Origin of the sequence: Pleurocapsa sp. PCC 7327 (assembly GCF_000317025.1) — a bacterium.
Taxonomy (GTDB): domain Bacteria; phylum Cyanobacteriota; class Cyanobacteriia; order Cyanobacteriales; family Microcystaceae; genus Hydrococcus.
Genome location: NC_019689.1, coordinates 4,651,023 through 4,673,044 on the forward strand (window position 1 = coordinate 4,651,023; position 22,022 = coordinate 4,673,044).

Below are 22,022 nucleotides of genomic sequence, written 5' to 3' on the forward strand. Positions count from 1 at the left end.
AATCAGTTAAAATATCTTAATAAATTGCGAGAAAATTATTGCCAACTCTTTCTAAATTTTAAATCGAATGGGCAACAAGCCAACTATTGCCATTTCCCATTTGGGCTGCGAGAAAAATCGAATCGACTCCGAACACATGTTGGGCTTGCTGGCTAAAGCTGGCTATCGAGTAGACGCCAACGAAGATTTAGCTGATTACGTTATCGTCAATACCTGTAGTTTTATTCAAGCCGCTAGAGAAGAGTCCGTTCGTACCTTAGTCGAACTAGCAGAAGCCGATAAGAAAATTATTATCTCCGGGTGCATGGCGCAGCATTTCCGCGAACAACTACTCGAAGAGTTACCGGAAGCTGTTGCCATCATCGGAACTGGAGATTATCACAAAATCGTTGAAGTGCTCGAACGAGCAGAGGCAGGCGAACGAGTCAAAGAAGTTTCTGACCGACCGACGTACATGGCCGACGAAACGACCCCTCGCTACCGCACGACAAACGAAGGAGTCGCTTACCTGCGAGTTGCTGAAGGGTGTGACTATCGCTGTGCTTTTTGTATCATTCCCCATTTGCGAGGCAACCAGCGATCGCGCTCCATCGAATCGATCGTCACAGAAGCCCAACAACTGGCCGATCAAGGCGTACAAGAAATAATCTTAATTTCCCAAATTACAACCAATTATGGGTTAGACTTGTATGGAGAGCCAAAGCTAGCCGAACTCTTGCGGGCGCTGGGAAAAGTTGACGTTCCTTGGATTCGGATGCACTATGCTTATCCGACCGGACTGACTCCAAAAGTTATCGACGCTATTCGAGAGGTACCCAACGTTCTGCCCTATCTAGATTTACCCTTACAGCACTCCCATCAAGATATTCTCAAAGCAATGAATCGCCCCTGGCAAGGGGGCGTTAACGATGCTATTATCGAACGCATTAAAACTTCGATTCCAGAAGCCATCTTGCGAACGACTTTTATCGTCGGCTTTCCTGGAGAAACCGACGAGCATTTTGCCCATTTAGTCGATTTTGTCAAGCGCCACGAATTCGACCACGTAGGCGTTTTTACTTTCTCGCCGGAAGAAGAAACACCAGCCTACAGCATGCCCAATCAAATTCCTCAGGAGGTGATGGAGGAGAGGCGCGATCTTTTAATGCAAGTGCAACAACCCATTTCCGAAAAGAAAAATCGCGCTTGCGTCGGGCAAATCGTTGAAGTCCTCATCGAGCAAGAAAATCCTGAAACGATCGAATTTATTGGACGTTCGGCGCGCTTTTCCCCGGAAGTGGACGGAGTGGTTTACGTTCGAGGAGAAGGGGCATTAAATTCAATCGTGCCGGTGAAGATTATCGATTCCGATATCTACGACCTCTATGGCGAAGTTGCTTGGGAAGAATAAAACGGCTTAAACTGACATAAATTCGCTAAAAATAGAGAGTTTAAGGTCAAATTTTCAATTTTGAACGCATAATCAACCAATAATCACGCTTAATTATGACTATTTCCTTCAAAAGCTTAGGATTATCAGACACTAGAGTCAAACAGTTAGAAAATTTAGGTTTTATCAATCCTACAAATATTCAAGCCCAGGCAATTCCCCTGCTACTAGAAGGTCGCGATGTTGTCGGTCAATCGCAAACCGGAACGGGAAAAACCGCAGCCTACTCGCTGCCAATCCTCGATGCGATCGATACGCAAAATTCTGCCGTGCAGGCATTAGTTTTAACGCCGACCAGAGAATTAGCCCAACAAGTTGCCGAAGCGATTAAAGATTTTACAGGCGATCGCCGACTCTTCGTTCTTACCGTCTATGGCGGTCAATCGATCGAACGTCAAATCCGCAGTCTGGAGCGAGGCGTTCAGATCGTCGTAGGCACTCCCGGACGTGTTATTGACCTGCTCGATCGCAAAAAACTCATCTTAGACCAACTTCGTTTTGTCGTACTCGACGAAGCCGATGAAATGTTGAGCATGGGTTTCATCGACGACGTGAAAAAGATCCTCAAACAGACGCCAGCAAATCGTCAGACGGCTTGTTTCTCAGCAACTATGCCGCGAGAAATTCGCGAGTTGGTCAATCAATTCTTACTATCTCCCGTCACCGTCACCGTAGAACAGCCGCAAGCAGCTCCCGCTAAAATCGAGCAGCATGTTTATATGGTTCCTCGTGGCTGGACGAAACTCAAAGCCCTGCAACCGATTCTAGAAATAGAAAATCCAGAATCTGCCATTATCTTTGTACGTACCAAGCAAACGGCAGCCGAACTGACCAGCAAGCTACAAGAAGCTGGTCAATCCGTCGATGAATATCATGGCGATCTCAGCCAAATTCAACGGGAAAGACTCGTGCAGCGCTTCCGGGAAGGGAAGGTTCGCTTAGTGGTAGCAACTGATATTGCCGCGCGGGGTCTGGACGTGGAGAATTTGTCTCACGTGATTAACTACGACCTGCCCGATAATACAGAAACCTACATTCACCGCATCGGTCGCACCGGACGAGCAGGTAAGACAGGAACGGCAATTGCTTTGGTAGAGCCGATCGATCGCCGAGCGCTCAAGCAAATCGAACGCCGCCTCCGCCAAAATATAGAAGTCAGCCGCATTCCAACTCGCTCTCAAGTAGAAGCCAAGCGCTTAGAAAAACTGCAAGCGCAGATTAAAGAGTCTTTGGCAGGAGAACGGATGGCTTCTTTCTTGCCCCTCGTGCGGGAATTAAGCGCTGAATACGACCCGCAGGCAATCGCGGCAGCAGCTTTGCAAATGATGTACGACCAAAACTGTCCCAATTGGATGAAAACGGATTGGGAAGTCCCTGCGGCAGCTCCCTTACCCAAACCCAATCTCAAGCGCAAATACAACAAAAACAATCGCTCGTCAGACAGAAAGCCTGTCTCTCAGAATCAACTGCGCTAACGCATCGACTAAAGGGAAAACAGTCGAGAGCCAGGAACTTAAGTTCCTGGCAAATTATTAGGTTATGTATGTCGCCGCTTTTAAAGTATTAAAAGTTGTAACTATTTTGTGAAAGAACGGGAACGAGCTATTAACTCCAGTCAAGCACTGCGATACCCTAGATCGAGTCCCTTATTGATGCTTCGCTAACAATACATTTTATGACCGTTTCTAGTCCTAGCCGCACCATTCGCATTGGTTCTCGCAAAAGCCAATTAGCCCTCGTTCAGACTTACTGGGTGCAGGAACAACTTCAAAAACACTATCCCGACAGGCAGTTTGAAGTTGAAACCATGAGTACCCAAGGCGACAAAATTCTCGATGTCGCTCTCGCCAAAATTGGAGATAAGGGACTATTTACCAAAGAACTCGAAGTGGGAATGATCGACAAGCAAATCGATCTAGCCGTCCATTCTCTCAAAGATCTGCCCACCAAGTTACCCGAAGGCTTAATTTTAGGTTGCGTCACCGAACGAGTTAACCCCGCCGATGCTTTAGTTGTCAACGAAAAGCACAAAGATAAGCAGTTGGAGACTTTACCAGAAGGCGCTGTGATTGGAACCTCCTCGCTGCGGCGCTTGGCCCAATTGCGCCATCATTTCCCTCACCTTACTTTCAAGGATGTGCGCGGAAATGTCAATACCAGACTCTCTAAACTCGACGCGGGAGAGTACGACGCAATTATTCTAGCAGTTGCAGGATTGCAGCGATTGGGAATGGGCGATCGCATTCATCAGGTTATTTCCTCTGACATTTCGCTTCATGCCGTCGGACAAGGCGCGTTAGGGATTGAATGTCGCGCTGATGATGCAGAAGTTCTGGAAGTTCTGAAAGTATTGGAACATGCCCAAACCCGCGATCGCTGTTATGCGGAACGGGCTTTCTTAAGAGAATTAGAAGGCGGATGTCAAGTTCCCATCGGAGTCAATACCAAAATCGAAGGCGATACTCTCACCTTGACCGGAATGGTAGCGAGTTTGGATGGCAAAAATCTGGTCAAGGATACGATTAGCGGTCAACCCAGCGATGCCGAACAATTGGGACGCGAATTAGCTATCCGCGTGCGTAACGCTGGCGCAGAGGAAATCTTGGCAGAAATTTTCGCGCAAATTGAGAGGGGTTAGTCATTAGTCATTAGTCATTGGTCATTCGTCCTTGAAAAAGGACAAGTGATGTTGGTTTCGTTAATATCGGAATAATAATCACTATAAACTCAGAGCTTACACCTTTGGCATCAACGCCTAGAACTAAAGTTCTAGGCTCAAAGCTCAACTCGATTAAAATCGACTGAAATTCCTATCGGGTCTTCTTTAGAAGACTTTTTGATCGGTTAATTACAACAGTAGTTGTTAAGAAGGGTGCAAGATCTCGTCTTATAGGACTTGATATTTGGGTTCCAAAAAATTTATTTCTTGGTGAAATCAAGTCACAATGAAATAACCCTGCATCCATAAAGAGAGAGAAAAGAAAGAAATAAAATCTAATGGCGACAAATTGCCATAACAAAAAACAATGACTAATGACTAATGACAAAGGACAAAACAATGACTTCAATTTTACTCAAAGATATTGTAGATGAATTTGAGTCTCAAATAGACGATCCAGAGGAAAAATTTATTACTACAGGAGTCAGCTGGGAACAGTATGAAAAGCTACTTGACAGACTCGGCGACAGTCTTCGATATCGGGTAACTTATTTAGACGGCATTTTAGAAATTATGTCTCCTAGTCGCCGCCACGAACGAAGTAAATCAGTAATTGCTTCTCTTCTAGAAGCCTACTTTCAAGAAAGGCGTATTCAATATTTTCCTCTTGGTTCAACGACGTTGTGTAAAGAAGAGAAAAAAGGTGGTACGGAACCAGATGAATCTTATTGTATTGGTATGGATAAAGAAATTCCAGATTTAGCTATTGAAGTAGTAGTAACCAGTGGTGGCGTAGATAAGTTGGCAGTATACAAAAAGCTAGGTGTTAGAGAAGTCTGGTTTTGGCAAAACGATCGATTTTCGGTTTACTGTCTGCGAGGAGACGAATACGAAAAAATTCCAGCTAGTGAATTGTTACCAAATCTAGATTTGGAGCTATTATCACAGTATGTAACCCATACCGATATCCTAGAATCAATCTTAGAATTTCGGGCACAAATTCGTCAAAATAAATAGATAAAGATTAACGAGCAAGACACTCCACTACTAATGACTAACGACTCCAATATCGATCGCGTTCAAGAACCTATCGTAACGGCTCCACCAGAAGTTCGACAAATTATCGAAAAAGTTTTACAACTCGAGAAGGACAAACTTTATTTAAAAGCTCCTCGAAATATTAATGATGATGTTCTCAAAATTGTGAAAGAGGTTATTCAATAATTAGCGTTCTAAACGCGCGTTGCGTGCCTTTAAAATATATCGTCAGAGTTTTTGGAGTAAATTTATTAGACTTCTATGAAGCTTCTCTCGATTAAACTGTGTAATTTTCGACAATTTTATGGAAAAACTCCTGAAATAATTCTGGCTTTTGGGAAACAAAATACAACGATTATTCATGGGAATAATGGTGCGGGTAAAACAACTCTCCTCAATGGGTTTACCTGGGCACTTTATGAGAAATTTACGGCTGCTTTTGCATCTCCTCATTTATTGATTAATAAACGAGCAATTCATGAAGCGAATATTGGCGTATCGGTTGATTGTTGGGTAGAAGTTCAATTCGAGCATGAAAATAAACGCTATCAAGTCAAGCGTAAATGTTACGCTTGTCGCGATAAGGATAACAAGATTCAATATAGCCAAAGTAAGTTTTTTATGTTGATAGCGGGAGATGACGGACGTTGGTATCCTCCGCTGCAACAGCCAGACGATATTATTAATAGAATATTGCCAGAAAGTTTGCATCAATATTTTTTCTTTGATGGAGAACATATCGACCATATTTTTCGAGCGAGTGAAAAGAGTAATATCGCCGAAGATACCAAAGAGTTATTAGGCGTTAAAGTTTTAGATCGCGCGATCGAGCATTTGAAAAAAGCTAAAAAAGCTTTACAAGAAGAATTGAAAGAGATTGGCGATCCAGATACAAAAAAGCTCTTGCAAGCGCAATCAAAATTAGAAAAAGAGAAAGAGCAATTACAGCAAAGCCGGCAACTAATTATTCAAACATTAACTCAACAGGAAGGGTTGAAAAAAAGCCTTTCTCATCGTTTATTAGAGTTGAGCGGGGCAGAAGAATTAAAACAACTTAAAGAAAAACTAGAAAAACAAGAAAATGTCTTACGACAAAATCTATTAGAAGCAAAAAAGAAAATTCAGCGATCGCTCTCAAATCGAGGCTATAGTATTTTCCTTCCTGAAATTATCTCACAATTTAATTCTTTAATTGACGAACTGCGAAAAAGAGGAGAGTTACCTAGTGGCATTAAACAACAATTCGTTCAACAGTTATTAGACAGAAAACGCTGTATTTGTGGAATCGAACTTGTTGAAGACAGCGATCCTTATAAACAAGTTCAAGAATGGATGAATCGAGCCGGAATGGCTGATGTAGAAGAGTCAGCAATTCGTTTAGAATCTCAGGTTATAGAGATTGAAAAACAAGCTTTAGAATTTTGGCAAGAAGTCGATACAGAACAAGCAAAAATCAATCAATGGAGAATAGAATTAGCACAAGTTGAAAATGAATTAGACGAGATCGGTAATAAATTTAGACATTATCCCGATGAAGAGATTAAAGCCATTCAAAAACAAGTAGATGAAATAGAAGACGCTATTAAAGAATTTATTTTAGAACAGGGGTCTCATCAACATCAAATAGAAGTCATCGAAAAGGAAATTGAGGAAATTGCTAAGCAGATTTCTAAGCAGAAAATCAAGGAAGAAAAACAAGTATTAGCCCAGAGACGAATTCGAGCAACTGAGGAGGCGATCGCGCGGTTAATAGAAGTCAAAAATCGTCTAGAAAAACAATTCCGTCTCTCTTTAGAAAAGCGAGTTAAAGAAATCTTTAGTTCGATTTCTTTTACCCCTTATATTCCTAGAATTAGCGATAGTTATGAACTCAATCTTGTAGAAAATACATCGGGAATCGCCGTTCCCGTTGCTGCCTCTACAGGAGAAAATCAGATTTTGAGCTTATCATTTATCGGAGGAATTATCGATAGAGTAAGAGAATGGAGTCAAAAAAATACTCTTATGGGACCCGATAGCAGTACCTTTCCAATTGTCATGGATTCTCCCTTTGGAAGTTTAGATGAAATCTATCGACGGCAGGTGGCAAAAACTATTCCTCAATTAGCCAATCAATTGCTCGTTTTAGTGACAAAAACGCAGTGGCGAGGAGAATTAGAAGAAGAAATCAGCAATTATATCGGTAGAGAATATGTTTTAGTTTATAACTCTCCCAAACCAGATTGCGAAGAAGATGCGATCGCGCGAGGTGGAAAGCGTTATCCTTTAGTTAAGCGAAGTTCTAATTCGTTTGAATATACCGAAATAATTGAAATCGAAAAAGATGGTTAATTCCAGAGTTATTTCATTGTGACTTGATTTCACCTTGATTTCGCCAAGAAATAAATTTCTTGTCCCCCAAATATCAAGTCCTATAAGACGGACTTTAGCATCTTAGACAAAGAATTTATTCTCTGGCTACTTTGAGGCGCACTCAGAAAGAAGATGACGGGCAAATTAATCGCTGGTTGTTACAAAAATTTAATTAAAATTTATTAAGCCTAAATGATGAAGGGTCGCGAGATCCGCGCTCAACCACCGCTAGAATTCATTCCTCCTTCTCTCAATCCTATAGTTTTGCGAGGTTCTCAAATCATTTTGCCGCTGTGGTTGCGGTGGAAAACGAATATTGCTAGCATTCAAGCCGATCGCGTCGAAATTTTAGCCGATCTTTACCATCAGTTTCAACAAGGAAAAATTCGTTTTTTGATGGCATTTCGCCATCCCAATAGCGAAGATCCCTACGCCATGGTTTATCTTCTTTGGAAATTACTTCCCCAGGTGGCAAGAAGACAAGGGATCTCGCTACAAACTCCTACCCACGCCCATTTTATCTACGATCGCGGCATTCCTCTTTGGGCAGGCGAGAGGATAGGATGGCTTTACTCTCAGTTGGGCGGCACTCCCATCGTGCGCGGCAAAATGGACTTGATGGGATTGCGATCGGCGCGTCAGTTGTTTGCAGAGGGTCGTTTTCCTATGATGGCAGCACCAGAGGGAGCAACCAACGGTCATAACGAGATTGTCAGTCCTATAGAACCAGGAATTTCACAACTCGGCTTTTGGTGCATTGAAGATCTACAAAAAGCCCAACGTTCCCAACAAGTTCTCATTGTCCCCGTCGGCATACAGTATCGTTACGTTACTCCTCCCTGGAAAGAAATAGAAAAACTCTTAACGCAATTAGAAATCGAAACTGGTTTAACCACTCTCCAAACATCAGAAGCATCCGATGAAAAGATTCTCTATCAGAGACTTTATCGATTGGGAGAGCATCTTTTATCGCTGATGGAGGAATTTTATCGAGAGTTTTATCATCAAACCTTACCACAACCGAAGACAGAAACAAGCCAGTTAGATGCTGAGGCAGTCTTATCAATTCGATTGCAGAATTTACTAGACGTTGCTCTCAAGGTTGCAGAAGAGTTTTTCGTCTTACCACCAAAAGGTAACTTTATCGATCGCTGTCGTCGTCTAGAACAAGCGGGATGGGATTATATTTATCGCGAAGAACTCAAATCCACCCATAATCTCTCGCCAGTAGAACGGGGATTGGCCGATCGCATTGCTGAAGAAGCCAACTTGCGGATGTGGCATATGCGACTGGTAGAAACTTTTGTTGCCGTTACGTGGTACTACGTGCAGGAAAAACCGACGGCAGAGCGAATTGCAGAGACAACCTTACTGTTGTGGGATTGCGTCACTCGCATCAAAAGTGGAAACCCTTTCTTTCGCCCTCGCCTGGGAAAACAGCAAGTTCATATGACAATTGGCGAACCGATTTCTGTTTCAGATCGTTGGCATGACTATAAACAAAATCGCCGTCAAGCCGTTGCCACGCTAACGAAAGACTTACAAATGGCATTGGAGAGTACGATCGCAAAAAATTGAGCGGTTACCTTTGGTTGTTCCATTGCTCTAACTCTATGAGAACTCGAACTTTCTCATCATTGATATCTCTTCCAGGAGGCACTGAAGGATTGAAAAAGAGATCGCGATCGCCGATATTTTCTCCTACGTCAACTTTAAACTCTTCGCCAAACGCTTCAAATTCGGCATCGTACATCGACAAATTACCAACTGTGCCTTCAGAAAAGTAAGGAGCTGTTTCCTGCGAAATCTCAGGGAAAAAAACTTCCGGATCGTTCGCGAAACTGCGATTTTCAATCCTGTCGAAAAAGTCCCGCGTCGATCTTTGTACTCTTTGCGCCGTAATTGTTTTTTCTACTGGTTCTGCTTGAGCTGTATTGGCACAAATCGTCAAAAAGGCTCCTATGCCTAAAATTAGACTAATTTGGCGGAGCATAAAACTTTCCCCCAATACTTTATCTATCTCTATGTTATTAACGCGTACAATCGCTTTTGCGACAAAAATGGCAAGGTTTGCATGGTGTATCGCACGAGCGTTTACATAGCCAAGGCATCTGCCTAATCTAGCAATCTAGCAAAAAGGAGTATGATTCCCCTTTTTCATTCACTAGAACGACGGTTACGCAAGAAAGACGGGAGATCGACCGAACCCTGAGCTTGCAATTTTTGGGTAGAAGAAATTATCGGTGAGGGCCAGTTTGGGCGAGGCGGGGTAGTAATTTGAGAATTGGGATTTGAATTGGGGGTTTCAGCGTCAGACTCGTCTATTTCCAAAACCTCAGAAGCATCGATCTCCATAATGAATGCTTCTTCTAGTGGCTTGTCGAGACTAGAATCGATTGCATTGGCATCTTTTGGTGGCGAGGGGGGAAAGCGATCGCTTTGGCTCGACCAAGGTTCGATCGCGGTAACTTTAGAAGTCACAGGGGGAGTTAGGGAAAAATTAGACGACTCACTGAGGACAACGCGAGCGTCTGAGGCGCCTAAATACTGCTCTAGTGCCGCTTTGTACTCCAAGGCATAGCGCTGCTGGCGATGAAGTCGAGACCATAATTCCCGAATATGTTTTTCCATCGCGAGGAGTTTTTGGTCTTTGTCGTTGCAGTCTTCTTGGAGCAGGGCGCATTCTCGTTCTAAGCGAGCAATTTGTTGTTGGGCGAACTCAAGCTGTTGCGAGAGAGTGGCAATCTTCAGTTGCTGGCGTTCGACCTGCTGCTGGGAGGCATCTAATCGAGCCACTAAACGGGCAATATGGTTTTGGGCTTGCTGAAGTTGTTCTGCCTGTTGGGCGATCGCTTCCTCTGCGCTTTGCGATCGCTCCTGTAACTGTTGCTGCGATTCTTTTAGCGCTTGTCTGAGTTGAAGGATGGTTCGATCGCGTTCTTGGTTTTGTTCTTCGAGTTGATGGGCGATCTCAAACCAATCAGTGTCTCCTTCTAGTCGTTCGCTATACCAGTTACTGTCAGCCTCGACTAAAGAAGCCTCTAGTTCGACTGTCTCAGATTTAATTCCAGGAGATGGCGGCTCCGAGGAATCAATCGTTTCCATCAGAGAACAGAGTTGCTCCTCCAGCGTCTGCTGGCGTTCGGAATCGTCCGAATTTTCAGGCAACTCGTCGTCTGTAGAGTTTGCCAACTCTATGAGGGATAAAAGTTGTTCTTCTAGATTCTCATCTGGTATCGGAACGCTTCGGTTTTCCGACAAGTCGCTGTCGGCAGAAGAAAAATTGGATTGTGAAGGAGGAATATTTGAGGAATTAGCGTCACTCATCACAGGTCAATTCGTTAGAACCTATCGGAAACTCTCTCGTTGTTTTGAGATTCGTTAACGCGATCGCGCTTTAGTTACGCGCCGCTAGCATTGGCTACGAGTGTCAATGACCGCAGAATTTGCGTTTTTGTTCCCCCAGTTGGGAAAGACAAAGGGAAATCGGAATTCGGAATTCGGAAGTAGGGGGAGTGTGGGAGATGTGGGGAGTGTGGGGAGAGGAGGGGACAATTAACTACTAACCACTGTACGGGCGGGTTTTTGACAGTAACTGTGGGGAAATCTCTCGTGTTTTTAGATAAACCCATCCCTACTGACTAATCCAAAATCCAAAATCCCAATAGCTCCTAACAAACCTTTGCTAAAATTTCCCGATGCATCAGAGCGCGATCGACTAGAGACCGAATTTGAGCGGGTGTCAAAGATTCCCCATTGACATAGTGTTCCAACCAGGCGGTGCTAATGACGTTGGGATCGTTGGGAAGGTCTTCTAATTCCCATCCGGGCAGATTAATTTCTTCCATCAACCGACTCACTTTGGGATCGTAACTGAGGGCAAAACAGCGACATTCTTCAGCAGCTGCCATGATGAGGCTATGGTAGCGCATCCCGATCGCCATTTCTACGCCTCGGAATAATCCCTTTAATTCCCTGGGATCTTCGAGGGAAATGAGATGACGCTCTCCGGGAAGTTGCTCGGCAATAGAACGGGCGATCGCCAGATCCTGAGACGCTTGGAAAGGAACGAGTAAAATACAGGTTTTCGTCGCTTTCTGAAAATCGATTAATGCCTGAGTCAGATTGGCAAGGCGTTGAGGAGTCAGTTGTGGATGAGAGCGCAAATTGACAGCGACTCTGGGAGCGGGCAAATCCCACAACCCTTGAACGGGTTTTGCTTCCATTGCCCAAACCGGATCGGGGGCAAGAATGGGAGAAAGGTTCCACTCAGCTACTAGGGCAGCCGAGACGCGATCGCGAACGCTGATAGCCGTGCATCCTTGCAAAACCCGTTTCGTCATCGATCGCGTTATCGAACGCTTGAGAGGACCGATTCCCTGCGCCCAAGCGATCGTTTTTAAGCCTCGCTGCTGCGCCAATGCCATCAATCCAATATAATAAAAAGGACTGGCAAAACTGGTAACGTCTTGGATCAAGCTGCCGCCTCCCCAAATAAACAGTTCTGACGCTTTGAGCGCCCGCAAAACCGGAAAAGCCGAACGGCGATCGCAACTTTCTACCCCATAGCGCTTGCTAGTCTGGGCTGGATTGCCGGAAAGGACGATGGGAGTTATCCGTTTGGGCAACATTTGTACTAAAGACACTAATAAGGCTTCATCTCCGGCATTTCCTTTCCCGTAATATCCACAAATGACTGCCCGCATTACTTTTTGTCCTTGTTTGTTGGAAGATTTTTGCTCGATCGTTTATATTTTCTCAACAATTGGCTCAGTGTCATCCCAATTCGCAATTCACAATTGGAGCTATTAGACCTTTTATGAAAAAAGATTTTCATCTTCGATTGTGAGCGCGATCGCCATCATGCTCGTCTCTTGCCAAAATATTTAGATATCATGTTGAGCAATCGCTCAACATTTCCCAGATTCTTCCTCTTTAATTGCGAATTGTCAACCGCCCCGGACGGAGCGAAGCTCCGAGGATCGCTTCTCCAAGAATTGTTTCGATCGACAACTGACTGCCAGCGCGATCGGATAAGCTGGATAAAGACTTCCTCGATATTCGCGAGAATATAGACCTCATACCGTTTTCTCTTTCTAAGAGAGGTACAGTCTAATACCATTTTGGATGAAAGGATTTTGGATTGGGGATTGGTCAATTGTCCTTTGTCATGGGTCATTAGTCATTTGATGAAAGGATTGATTCTCCCTGTACTTCTGACTTCTGCCTAAAAGCCTTCAAACTTCTGTCTTCCGAATTCCGACTCCGCCGCGCAGGACTAACGTCCGAGCAGCGCCGAGTTCCGACTTCTGAGAGAGAACTGCTATCATGCCAACTCCGCGTCAACTGGCTTTTGATGCTCTCCATGCTATTTATCGACGGGGAGCTTATACAGATGTTGCTCTAGATCGCGTCTTGCGCCAAACTAACCCTAGCGGTGCCGATCGCGCTTTGGTTACAGAATTAGTTTATGGTATCGTCCGCCGACAGCGATCGCTCGATGCTTTAATCGACCAACTCGGCAAAAAGAAAGCCTCTCAACAACCGCCAAATTTACGCATTATTCTCCAGATCGGTTTATACCAGTTACGCTACCTCAGTCACATTCCCGCTTCTGCCGCTGTCGATACCAGCGTAGAATTAGCCAAAAAAAACGGATTAAAATCGCTGTCTGGCGTAGTTAACGGACTTTTGCGCCAATACGAACGTCTAGCGGCCCAAGGTAGCGATCCTCTAGAATTGCCTACAGATCCCGTTCAACGACTGGGAATCGCCTACAGCTTTCCCGACTGGATTATCCAGCTTTGGCTAGCGCAATTCGGAGTTGCAGAAACGGAAAAGTTATGCGAGTGGTTTAATCGACCTCCTGAGATCGACTTGCGGGTCAACATTCTCAAAACGACTATCGATGAAGTCGCAACTGCCTTGGCTGATGCTGGCATTACTGTCTCTCGCGTTCCCTACTTACCGCAGGCGTTAAGATTAATAGGAGGAGCGCGATCGATTCAACAATTACCCGGTTTTCAGGAGGGATGGTGGACGGTGCAAGATAGTAGCGCCCAGTTAGTCGCCCATTTGCTCGATCCCCAACCCGGAGAAGTCGTCATCGATGCCTGTGCCGCACCGGGAGGCAAAACAACCCATATTGCCGAACTGATGGGCGATCGCGGTACGATCTGGGCGTGCGATCGCGTCGAATCTCGCTTGCGCAAACTTCAAGAAAATATCCAACGCTTGCAACTCCAATCGATTCAAATTTGCACGGGCGACAGTCGTCAGTTTTCCCAATTTAGGCAAAGGGGCGATCGCGTTTTGCTAGATGCTCCCTGTTCTGGACTGGGAACGCTGCACAGGCGACCTGACATTCGTTGGCGACAAACCCCAGAAAAGATCGCTCAACTGTCTCGCCTACAAGAAGAACTGTTAACGCAAACAGCCACCTGGGTAAAATCTGGAGGTACATTAGTATATGTAACTTGTACGCTCAATTCCCTAGAAAACGAAACAGTAGTACGAGCTTTTTGCGATCGCCATCCCGATTGGCAAATTCAACCGCCATCTCCCGACTCTCCCGCCGTCCCCTTTACAACCAGCGAAGGATGGATTAAAGTTTTACCTCACCTACATCAGATGGATGGTTTTTTTATGGTGAAGTTGAAGAAAAAATAAAAGATATCAGAAGAAACCTTTCTTGTAGGACAAGTTAGATACGTAATATTTTTTAATGATGAAAAAAGACGTGGACGCAAAACAACTCCTAAAAATTTTGGTTGGTGTTGCTTGGCTAGACGGCATCATTCAACCAGAAGAACGAAACTATTTACGCCGCATGGCAGCCAACACTGGAATAGCTGATGACCCAGAAATTCAATCGCTTTTATCCGAACTCAAACCCGTAAAACCAGCAGAATGTTACCAGTGGCTAGAGGACTATGTAGGCAAAAATCCTTCTCAGAAGGATTATTATGGATTGTTAGAAGCCATTAGCGCTCTAATTTACAGCGATGGCGATATTCCAACGCAAGAAGCTAAATTGCTAACTAAAGTACAGCTTCTCGATCCGTCTAGCGAATCTCCCAAATCGACTGGTGACAAAGTTCTTAAAACCATTCAAAAACTATATCGAAAAGCTATTAGCGAGCATGCTTGAGCGAAGGCACGAGCGGGTTCGTTCATAACTCACTCATCATCGGTTTTGCTTTCTCTAGCTTTATTTTCTATAGAAATGCAGAGTGTTCGGCTTTGACCGAAGCAGCCAAATTTGTAAGCCACAGTGACAGGAAAAAACACTGGTTTGTGGAGCGAGGGATAGAATAGAAGAAAAGTCGCGATCGCAAGTGAGATATTCACCGGAGTAGAAAATCTTTAAGCTCTTATCAATCGGACTCGATCGCAAGTGCGAAGAAGTAGAACTTTAAGCATTAAAAGCCTGCCACAAGCGGCAGGCTTTGTTTGTTAATCGCTAGAACCGATTAGCCGACTACATCCCCTTTTTTAACTAAGTGAGCTTCTAGGAACCACAAGCGCTTGTCGATGTCGCGGGAAATTTCGGTGTAAAGATCGGCGGTGTCTGCATCTCCCAGCTCGTCAGTTTTGTCGATTGCCCCCCGAAGGTGAGCGGCATATTGAGCGTAACGTTCTGCTAAGGCTGTTACATGCTCTGCGCCATCTACAATATCATAAGGGTATTCTGGTAGGATGGACTGTGCTGCGGCAATGCGAGCCGTTCCCATCGCCGTAGCGCCAAGCGCGGTAACTCGTTCGGCAACCAGATCTACATACCCTTCCAACTCGGTAGCTAGTTCGTCAAATAGCTCGTGCAATTGGTAGAAGTGCATGCCCTTAACATTCCAGTGAGCTTGTTTGACTTGGGTTTTAAGATCCAACGTGGCAGCCAGGGTTTGATTGAGAATTTCTACTACTGACTTGCGAATGTCAGCCGATAAATCGATGCGAGTCGGATAGAAACGTGTAGACAATGCAGATTTGCCCGTTTGAGTTACTTGTGTTGTCGCCATGATGATTTCTCCTTTCTCTTATTAAGCTTTACAAGATTAGCGATCGAATGTCATCAGCCAAACGCTGTATCCATAAACATCATCGCTACGAATCCGGTCATCACTCCAAAGGTTCCCTCTTGAGCCAAACCCTTACAATTAATTTCCGGAATAATCTCATCCACGATAACGAATAACATTGCGCCCGCAGCAAACGCCATTGCCCAAGGCAATATCGGTTGAGCTAGACTGACTACACTCGCTCCAACAATCCCGCCAATTGGCTCGATTAAGCCTGTTAAGAAGGAAACGCCTAAAGAGTAACTTACTGAATATCTTAAGTTTCTCAAGGCAAGCGCCACAACTAATCCTTCTGGCATATTTTGCAAGCCAATTCCAGTTGCTAAGGCTAGTCCGCCGCTAGGATTTTCGCCGCCGAAACCAACGCCAACTGCTAATCCTTCTGGAAAGTTGTGTAGGGTGATGGCAAGGATAAATAGCCAAATTCGCTCAAAATTTTGGCGCGTAGCTCCTTTCTGTCCTTTGAAAAAGTGTTCGTGCGGAAAGTTTTCGTGAGCTAACCAAATTAATCCAGCTCCTAACAAAATCCCTACGCTGAGAATAAAAGCTGCTTTGGGTTTAGAATAACCCTGTGCGATCGCGGCTTCTACTCCCGGAACGATTAGAGAAAAGGAAGTCGCTCCTAGCATCACCCCACCCCCCAATCCTAACAAAATCCCCTGAAACCGTTCGGTCATATTGACGGTTAACAAGATAGGTAGGGCGCCAACGCCAGTTGCTAATCCTGCGATTAAACTAGCAACGAAACCAATAGCAACTGTTTCCATCCTTTCTTTGTGTATTTTAAAACAAAAACGGGTTTTGGAGTAGTAAAGATTGCTCGTCGACACAATTCGTATTCGTTACGAGTTTGTTCTACTTTCTAAAGTGTACTCATAACGAATACGACTTGTCAAGGGAGTTTTTAAAAGAATTGGCTTGAAAATTGCGATCGCCTTTTCTCGTAGCTGTTCTCAATTCAATGCGGTACAATCAAAGAATTTTGGATGACTTTTAATATGTCCAAACATTATATTTTTTTTACTAGAAATGTCTTGCCCCAACCCGAAGCCCATATCATTCACGATGTTAATACGGCTAATGCAGCAGCCAATTTGGGGTATCCAGCAATTTTAGTCTATATTCAGCAGGGAAAAAAAGCTCTCAATCCTCTCGATTGGTTTTATCCATTTCGACCGAAAAAACCGTCAGAAGAATTGATTAACTTTTACAATATTCAAGACAAACTAAAGGTTATTCCCCTCTCAATGCCATCGCCGATTAGCGAAAAGGGAGGAAAATGGACTCATCCAAGCACCTACGTTTGCAAGTACTATTTTCCCGTTCATATCTTTCCCCATACTAAAATATTGCATACTTTAGACTGGAATTTGGTAAAAACAGCGATTAGAGCTGGCATTCCTGTTATTTACGAGCGAGAACACGATCGCAACGGCAAATACGAACCGGAAATTGTTAATAGTCCTCTTTTTCAGGTAGCAATTACCGTTGCCGATTCAGTCAGAGAAAACATGATTCAAAATGGCATGCCGCCAGAGAAAATCGTCAAACTTCATCTGAGCTACAATCAATCCTTTTTAGTCAGACAACCAGAAGCGGCGGCAGAATGGCGAAAAAAATTGCTGGTTGACGCAAGAGAGCATTTAGTCGTTTACTCTGGGGGATTGTACAAGTTTAAAGGAGTCGATTTGTTATTGGATGTTGCTAAAGAATTACCCCGCCTTCAGTTTGCCTTTGCTGGGGGGAATAAAACTCAACTGAAAGCCTATCGTCAGTTAGTGCAAGAAAAGCAAGTTAAAAACGCTATCTTTTTAGGCTACATACAACACGAACGACTGCCCAGTTTGCTCCAAGCGGCGGATATCCTAGCTCACCCTCATCTTTCCGGGCAGGCAGCGACTTTTACCTCTCCCCTCAAATTCTTTGAATATTTGGCTTCTGGAACGCCAATCGTTGCCTCTGAGATTCCCCCGCTAAGGGAATTCAAAACGGCAAACATCGTGGCTGGTTGGTGCGAGACTGATAGCGTTGCTGCTTATACCCGCGCTCTGAAGCAGGCGTTAGAAACGCATCCCAGAAAAGTTGAGGGATATTCCGAACAAATCGAGTTCGCACGCCAGTTTTCCTGGGAAAGCAGATTGGCGAAAATTATGAGCTATGTAGACGAGTCGCTGCAACCGTCTATTGTTTATTAATTTGTCGGATCTTGGGGAAAGGTTGCCTTGTATTCTTCTAGCAACTCGTCCAATTCTTCCAAAGCTTGGGAAACATCAAGACGCAAGGTTCCCAAATTGGGTTTCTCCAAAAGTTGGACTAGGAACTCTCGCTTTTTGGCAACGCGATCGACTTTCTCTTGAAGGGCGGCTTTATCCATGCTGCTATTTCCTATGGGTAACTCTAGCTTTTATTTAACACATTTTTTATGGCGATTGCTTGTTGATTTCGGCTAGTAGTTCTTTAACCGTATTACTGCAAGGGGTTTCTCTTATCTTTCCCCTATTTGATGTTAGGATAATGACCCGTTTCACGCCTTTATTTGTAAAGTAGAAATTAGGGCAGCGATTTTGCTACGCATCGATTGCTTAATTACCTATGGATCGTTAACTTACTATGAAGAATTCCGCTTATGTTAATACTGGCAACGCCTGGGACTTGGATCTTTTCAAGCCCCAACCGACACAGGACAGCGAGTTTCTCAAACTGCTGGGTTTTCTTCCTGGACTTAAAGAAATCCTGATGTTACGCCAAGTGCATGCCCTAGAACATGCTACCGTTTGGATTTTAAGCGAGACAAGTCAGCTTGGGGAGGAACAAGGTCCAGAAAATTCTCATCCGCAGGATAACGAAACCTTGGGCGGCTTGTCTACCGACCGGGGATTTTATCTCTACGGTCAAGTCAACCAGTTAGACTTACAGCGAGCCGTCCGCATCGCTCTTCAAAAACTTCAAGGGGGCGAATGGGATTTAGCAGTACACCCTCGCTGTGGGACTAATCTTTCAGTCTCAATGCTTTTAACGGCAGGATTAGCGTTGGGCGCTCACTTCCTTTTGCCGAGAGGTCCAATCGAACAACTAATCGGGTTAGGTCTAGCCGCTACCGTAGCGACTCAATTAGCCCCCGATTTAGGACTCACCGTTCAAAAGTATCTGACTACCGCGATTCCCTTTAATCTGAAGCTAACCGATATATCAGCAACCAAAGACCTCTGGGGACGTTCTGCCTATTTTGTTGCAGTACAATGGCAAGAGCCGCAATAAAACTTAAACTTTTGAGTCGCTAGGGAGTTCAGATCCAGTAGTACGCTTTTATAGAAGAAAAGAAAAATCTAGGTGCCTGTCCTTCTCAAGGATAAGGTACTAGCAATCTTGAATTGGATACCGATATATCAAGGAAAACAAACTTATGGCAATCGAACGTGGAGCAAAAGTTAGAATTCTTCGCAAAGAATCCTATTGGTACGGAGATGTAGGCACTGTCGCCAGCGTTGAAAAAGGCGGCATTATTTATCCTTACATCGTTCGCTTTGATAAGGTCAACTACACTGGGTTTAGCGGCAACGCTAGCGGGGTAAATACTAATAACTTTGCCGAACACGAACTTGAAGTAGTTGCAGCTCCTGCGAAGAAGGCCAAATAAAGTGACTATGGTTGAGGTTGGGAGCCAAATTTCCTTGCCCTCAACCAACCGCTTAGTAGAAGAGGGTATTGCAACACCCCCTTAACCTATTCCTGCGTTAACGAGCGAACGGACTTAATCGTGCCAGAACTGCCCGAAGTAGAAACCGTCTGTCGGGATCTCAATCAACTGACCCAAAAGCAAGTTATTTGGGGTGGGGAAGTATTACTCAAGCGTACTCTTGCCTACCCTCTTTCTACGTCGGAATTTTGCCAAAACATTGTAGGAACTAAGATCGCTTGCTGGCAGCGACGCGGTAAATATTTGTTGGCTCAACTGACGAACGCTTCATCAGAAAGTGCTGGTTGGTTGGGCATTCACCTGCGCATGACCGGTCAACTGTTGTGGTTGGAGCGCGATCGCCCTTTGCAAAAACACGTGCGCATTCGCCTGTTTATGGAAGGCGATCGCGAGTTGCGTTTTGTCGATACGCGGACGTTCGGTAAGATTTGGTGGGTGCCGCCAAAAGAGTCGCCAGAAAGGATTATTACGGGTTTGAAAAAATTGGGTGTCGAACCGCTTTCTCCCGATTTTTCTTGGCAATACCTCCAACAAAAGCTGCAAAATAGCTGTCGTCCGATTAAAATCTTTTTGCTCGATCAGAAAATTATCGCAGGCATTGGCAATATTTATGCCGACGAAGCTTTGTTTAAAAGTCAGATTAGACCAACTGCGATCGCACGAGATCTAACCCCAGAACAAATCGAACGCTTGCGACTGGCAATTATTGAAGTTTTGCAAACAGCTATTGACAAAGGCGGCACGACCTTTAGCAATTTTCGAAATGTCAAGGGAATTAATGGCAACTATGGCGGCGTCGCTTGGGTTTATGGTCGTGGCAACCAACCTTGTCGTCTCTGCGCAACTGCGATCGCGCGAGTGAAATTAGGCGGTCGTTCTACTCATTTTTGTCCTCAATGTCAACAGTAGCTTGGCAGCGATCGCCAATGCCACTCCATGCCTTACTCAAGGACTTTCCGTGAGGAACTGTTAAAATAGACTGTGTTCTAGAGTAGGGTAAACTTTTCTAACCGTGACTTCAGTTCAACCTTCTCCGGCAACCGGACAAACTGTCGAACTGGCACCGAGCTACAAAATCCCCTTGGTGCTAATCGTAGCTGCAATTCCGATCGCTTGGATACAAATTTGGGTAGGTTTAGTTATCTCTCTGTTTGGGCTGTTTTTAATGCTTCAGACAGCAACTATTCGACTACAATTTACGAAAACGGCGCTAGATGTCTACCGCTCTGGAAAATTAATTCGGAATTTTCCTTATGCCGAATGGCAAAATTGGAAAATTTTTTGGGATCGAGTACCAATATTATTCTATTTTAGGGAAATTAAAAGCATTCACTTTTTGCCAATTCTATTCGATCCAAAAACTCTAAAAGCTTGTCTAGAAAAATACTACCCGCTAGAAAGATCGAATTAGGAATACAGTAAAGCAGGTATAGATCGCAGAATTTTAAGAGATTATTCGATTAATGAATTCAGACGAATTACCCACCCAAAAATCAGATTTAACTCCTAAGACACCAGATAAATCAAAAGAGTTTTTAGCGAAAGAAGTGGAAGCTGAAAAAATCGAATCGCAACCCGAAGCTTCGGATTTTTCTGAAGTAGAGTTTGTCGAACAAATCATAGAAGAAATCTCGCATGAATCAGCTTCGCCAGTTTTAACAGAATCGAGTCAACCCAAGGTAGAACAACTAACTCAACAAGTTGCCGACCTAGAACGCCAAAAACAAACCCTCGAAGCAGAAATTAAAGAATTACAACAGAGAAAAGCTCAAATGCTTTCCGAACAGATCGCCGAAACCCAAGAAACCCTGAGACGCATGGTTCAGGAAGCAATGAAAGAACTCGAAGGACGCAAACAAGCTCTAGAAATCTCAATCGAGCAACTCGAACGCCGTAGAGATCGCATTCGCGAAGAAATGCGTACCAGTTTTGCCGGAGTATCCCAAGATCTAGCGATTCGAGTACAAGGATTTAAAGATTACTTAGTCGGTAGTTTGCAAGATTTAGCGGCGGCAGCAGAACAGTTAGAATTACCCGCCTTTGAGAAATGGGAAAAACCAACAGAGACAGCGGCAAGACCCGAACCTCCCTCTGAAGAATCCCTCGCACCGCAATTTGCCCAACAGAGATTTCAAGATCGAACCAGAGAAATTCAAAGAATTTTAGAACAATATCGCACTCGTCCCGACTATTACGGTCCTCCTTGGCAATTGCGACGTACCTTTGAACCAATTCACGCCGAACGAGTACAAAACTGGTTTTTCTCTCAAGGCGGACGAGGAGCAATTCGCAGTATGGGCAGCCGCTTGCAAAATATCCTGATTGCTTCGGCAATAATTTCAGTATTGCACAGGATTTATGGCGATCGCTCTCGAACGCTGGTACTGGCAAATACTCCCGAACGATTGGGAGAATGGCGGCGGGGACTGCAAGACTGCTTGGGAATCTCTCGCAGCGATTTTGGACCAGAACGCGGCGTGACCCTGTTTGAGTCCGCAGAAGCGTTAGTCCAAAAAGCCGAACGCCTGGTCGAGAATAAACAACTTCCCCTGGTTATTATTGACGAAACCGAAAATGAAGTGAATCTTTCTCTTCTACAGTTTCCTTTGTGGATTGCTTTTGTTGCCGATCCCCAACAAATGTCTAGCTACACGTATTAGGTAGGATTAGTGGTTAGTTGTTAGTTTAATTGCTAAATCCATTGTCAGTGCCACTCAATTGACTGAAAATTAACCGACTTATGTTTTAAACTAACCTTCAACCGCTATG

21 protein-coding genes are annotated in these 22,022 nt (G+C 44.4%); 15 read left to right on the plus strand and 6 right to left on the minus strand.

What is annotated here, in order from left to right; all coding sequences use genetic code 11:
- Positions 1–67 precede the first annotated feature (67 nt).
- The 7 genes from rimO (at position 68) to PLE7327_RS20925 (ending at position 9,056) form a co-directional block, all read left to right on the plus strand.
- Positions 68–1,390 carry a 30S ribosomal protein S12 methylthiotransferase RimO gene (rimO, locus tag PLE7327_RS20900; protein ID WP_015145755.1) on the plus strand — a complete coding sequence of 441 codons (1,323 nt, stop codon included), beginning with the start codon at positions 68–70 and terminating at the stop codon, positions 1,388–1,390.
- A gap of 95 nt (positions 1,391–1,485) precedes the next feature.
- Positions 1,486–2,904, plus strand: a complete 1,419-nt coding sequence (locus PLE7327_RS20905; protein WP_015145756.1) for a DEAD/DEAH box helicase — start codon at positions 1,486–1,488, stop codon at positions 2,902–2,904.
- Positions 2,905–3,104: 200 nt separating this feature from the next.
- The gene (gene hemC / locus PLE7327_RS20910; RefSeq protein WP_015145757.1) at positions 3,105–4,067 is read left to right on the plus strand and encodes a hydroxymethylbilane synthase; all 963 of its coding nucleotides are present in this window, start codon (positions 3,105–3,107) and stop codon (positions 4,065–4,067) included.
- A 420-nt stretch (positions 4,068–4,487) separates the two neighbouring features.
- Positions 4,488–5,105: a Uma2 family endonuclease gene (locus PLE7327_RS20915; RefSeq protein ID WP_015145758.1), complete on the plus strand. Its 618-nt coding sequence runs from the start codon at positions 4,488–4,490 to the stop codon at positions 5,103–5,105.
- 33 nt (positions 5,106–5,138) lie between these two features.
- Positions 5,139–5,312 carry a hypothetical protein gene (locus PLE7327_RS25035; protein ID WP_015145759.1) on the plus strand — a complete coding sequence of 58 codons (174 nt, stop codon included), beginning with the start codon at positions 5,139–5,141 and terminating at the stop codon, positions 5,310–5,312.
- A 75-nt stretch (positions 5,313–5,387) separates the two neighbouring features.
- Entirely contained in the window at positions 5,388–7,457 is a 2,070-nt protein-coding gene (locus tag PLE7327_RS20920) for an AAA family ATPase (RefSeq protein WP_015145760.1), read from the plus strand.
- A 213-nt stretch (positions 7,458–7,670) separates the two neighbouring features.
- Positions 7,671–9,056, plus strand: a complete 1,386-nt coding sequence (locus tag PLE7327_RS20925; RefSeq protein WP_015145761.1) for a hypothetical protein — start codon at positions 7,671–7,673, stop codon at positions 9,054–9,056.
- Between the two features lie 4 nt (positions 9,057–9,060).
- Here the strand turns inward: PLE7327_RS20925 and PLE7327_RS20930 are convergent, their stop codons facing one another.
- The 3 genes from PLE7327_RS20930 to csaB form a co-directional block, all read right to left on the minus strand.
- Positions 9,061–9,471, minus strand: a complete 411-nt coding sequence (locus PLE7327_RS20930; RefSeq protein WP_015145762.1) for a hypothetical protein — start codon at positions 9,469–9,471, stop codon at positions 9,061–9,063.
- A 164-nt stretch (positions 9,472–9,635) separates the two neighbouring features.
- Positions 9,636–10,805 carry a hypothetical protein gene (locus PLE7327_RS22925; RefSeq protein ID WP_015145763.1) on the minus strand — a complete coding sequence of 390 codons (1,170 nt, stop codon included), beginning with the start codon at positions 10,803–10,805 and terminating at the stop codon, positions 9,636–9,638.
- A gap of 344 nt (positions 10,806–11,149) precedes the next feature.
- A complete protein-coding gene (gene csaB, locus PLE7327_RS20940) occupies positions 11,150–12,184 on the minus strand; it encodes a polysaccharide pyruvyl transferase CsaB (RefSeq protein WP_015145764.1) in 1,035 nt (344 codons plus the stop codon).
- Between the two features lie 622 nt (positions 12,185–12,806).
- Between csaB and PLE7327_RS20950 the strand changes: the two genes are divergently transcribed.
- Both PLE7327_RS20950 and PLE7327_RS20955 read left to right on the plus strand, forming a co-directional pair.
- Positions 12,807–14,147 (plus strand): 16S rRNA (cytosine(967)-C(5))-methyltransferase, encoded by a 1,341-nt coding sequence (locus tag PLE7327_RS20950; RefSeq protein WP_015145765.1) that lies wholly within the window; start codon positions 12,807–12,809, stop codon positions 14,145–14,147.
- A gap of 58 nt (positions 14,148–14,205) precedes the next feature.
- Positions 14,206–14,628, plus strand: coding sequence for a TerB family tellurite resistance protein (locus tag PLE7327_RS20955; RefSeq protein WP_041392458.1), 423 nt, complete (start codon positions 14,206–14,208; stop codon positions 14,626–14,628).
- Positions 14,629–14,950: 322 nt separating this feature from the next.
- On the opposite strand, the gene dps is transcribed toward PLE7327_RS20955, so the two are convergent.
- Together dps and PLE7327_RS20965 are read right to left on the minus strand one after the other, a co-directional pair.
- Complete coding sequence (gene dps, locus PLE7327_RS20960) at positions 14,951–15,496, minus strand: DNA starvation/stationary phase protection protein Dps (RefSeq protein WP_015145767.1); 546 nt, start codon at positions 15,494–15,496, stop codon at positions 14,951–14,953.
- Between the two features lie 53 nt (positions 15,497–15,549).
- Positions 15,550–16,323, minus strand: a complete 774-nt coding sequence (locus tag PLE7327_RS20965; protein ID WP_015145768.1) for a ZIP family metal transporter — start codon at positions 16,321–16,323, stop codon at positions 15,550–15,552.
- 231 nt (positions 16,324–16,554) lie between these two features.
- On the opposite strand from PLE7327_RS20965, the gene PLE7327_RS20970 reads away from it, so the two are divergent.
- Entirely contained in the window at positions 16,555–17,751 is a 1,197-nt protein-coding gene (locus tag PLE7327_RS20970) for a glycosyltransferase (RefSeq protein ID WP_015145769.1), read from the plus strand.
- Here PLE7327_RS20970 and PLE7327_RS20975 read toward each other — a convergent pair.
- Positions 17,748–17,930, minus strand: coding sequence for a hypothetical protein (locus PLE7327_RS20975; RefSeq protein WP_015145770.1), 183 nt, complete (start codon positions 17,928–17,930; stop codon positions 17,748–17,750). The genes PLE7327_RS20970 and PLE7327_RS20975 overlap by 4 nt on opposite strands.
- A gap of 236 nt (positions 17,931–18,166) precedes the next feature.
- Between PLE7327_RS20975 and PLE7327_RS20980 the strand changes: the two genes are divergently transcribed.
- From PLE7327_RS20980 to PLE7327_RS21000, 5 genes are all read left to right on the plus strand, one after another.
- Positions 18,167–18,814 carry a DUF6391 domain-containing protein gene (locus tag PLE7327_RS20980; protein ID WP_015145771.1) on the plus strand — a complete coding sequence of 216 codons (648 nt, stop codon included), beginning with the start codon at positions 18,167–18,169 and terminating at the stop codon, positions 18,812–18,814.
- Positions 18,815–18,959: 145 nt separating this feature from the next.
- Positions 18,960–19,193: a photosystem I reaction center subunit IV gene (locus PLE7327_RS20985; RefSeq protein WP_015145772.1), complete on the plus strand. Its 234-nt coding sequence runs from the start codon at positions 18,960–18,962 to the stop codon at positions 19,191–19,193.
- A gap of 120 nt (positions 19,194–19,313) precedes the next feature.
- Positions 19,314–20,162 carry a DNA-formamidopyrimidine glycosylase gene (locus PLE7327_RS20990; RefSeq protein ID WP_015145773.1) on the plus strand — a complete coding sequence of 283 codons (849 nt, stop codon included), beginning with the start codon at positions 19,314–19,316 and terminating at the stop codon, positions 20,160–20,162.
- A 103-nt stretch (positions 20,163–20,265) separates the two neighbouring features.
- Complete coding sequence (locus PLE7327_RS20995) at positions 20,266–20,664, plus strand: DUF3119 family protein (RefSeq protein WP_015145774.1); 399 nt, start codon at positions 20,266–20,268, stop codon at positions 20,662–20,664.
- Between the two features lie 52 nt (positions 20,665–20,716).
- Positions 20,717–21,913, plus strand: a complete 1,197-nt coding sequence (locus PLE7327_RS21000; RefSeq protein ID WP_015145775.1) for a DUF3086 domain-containing protein — start codon at positions 20,717–20,719, stop codon at positions 21,911–21,913.
- Positions 21,914–22,022 lie beyond the last annotated feature (109 nt).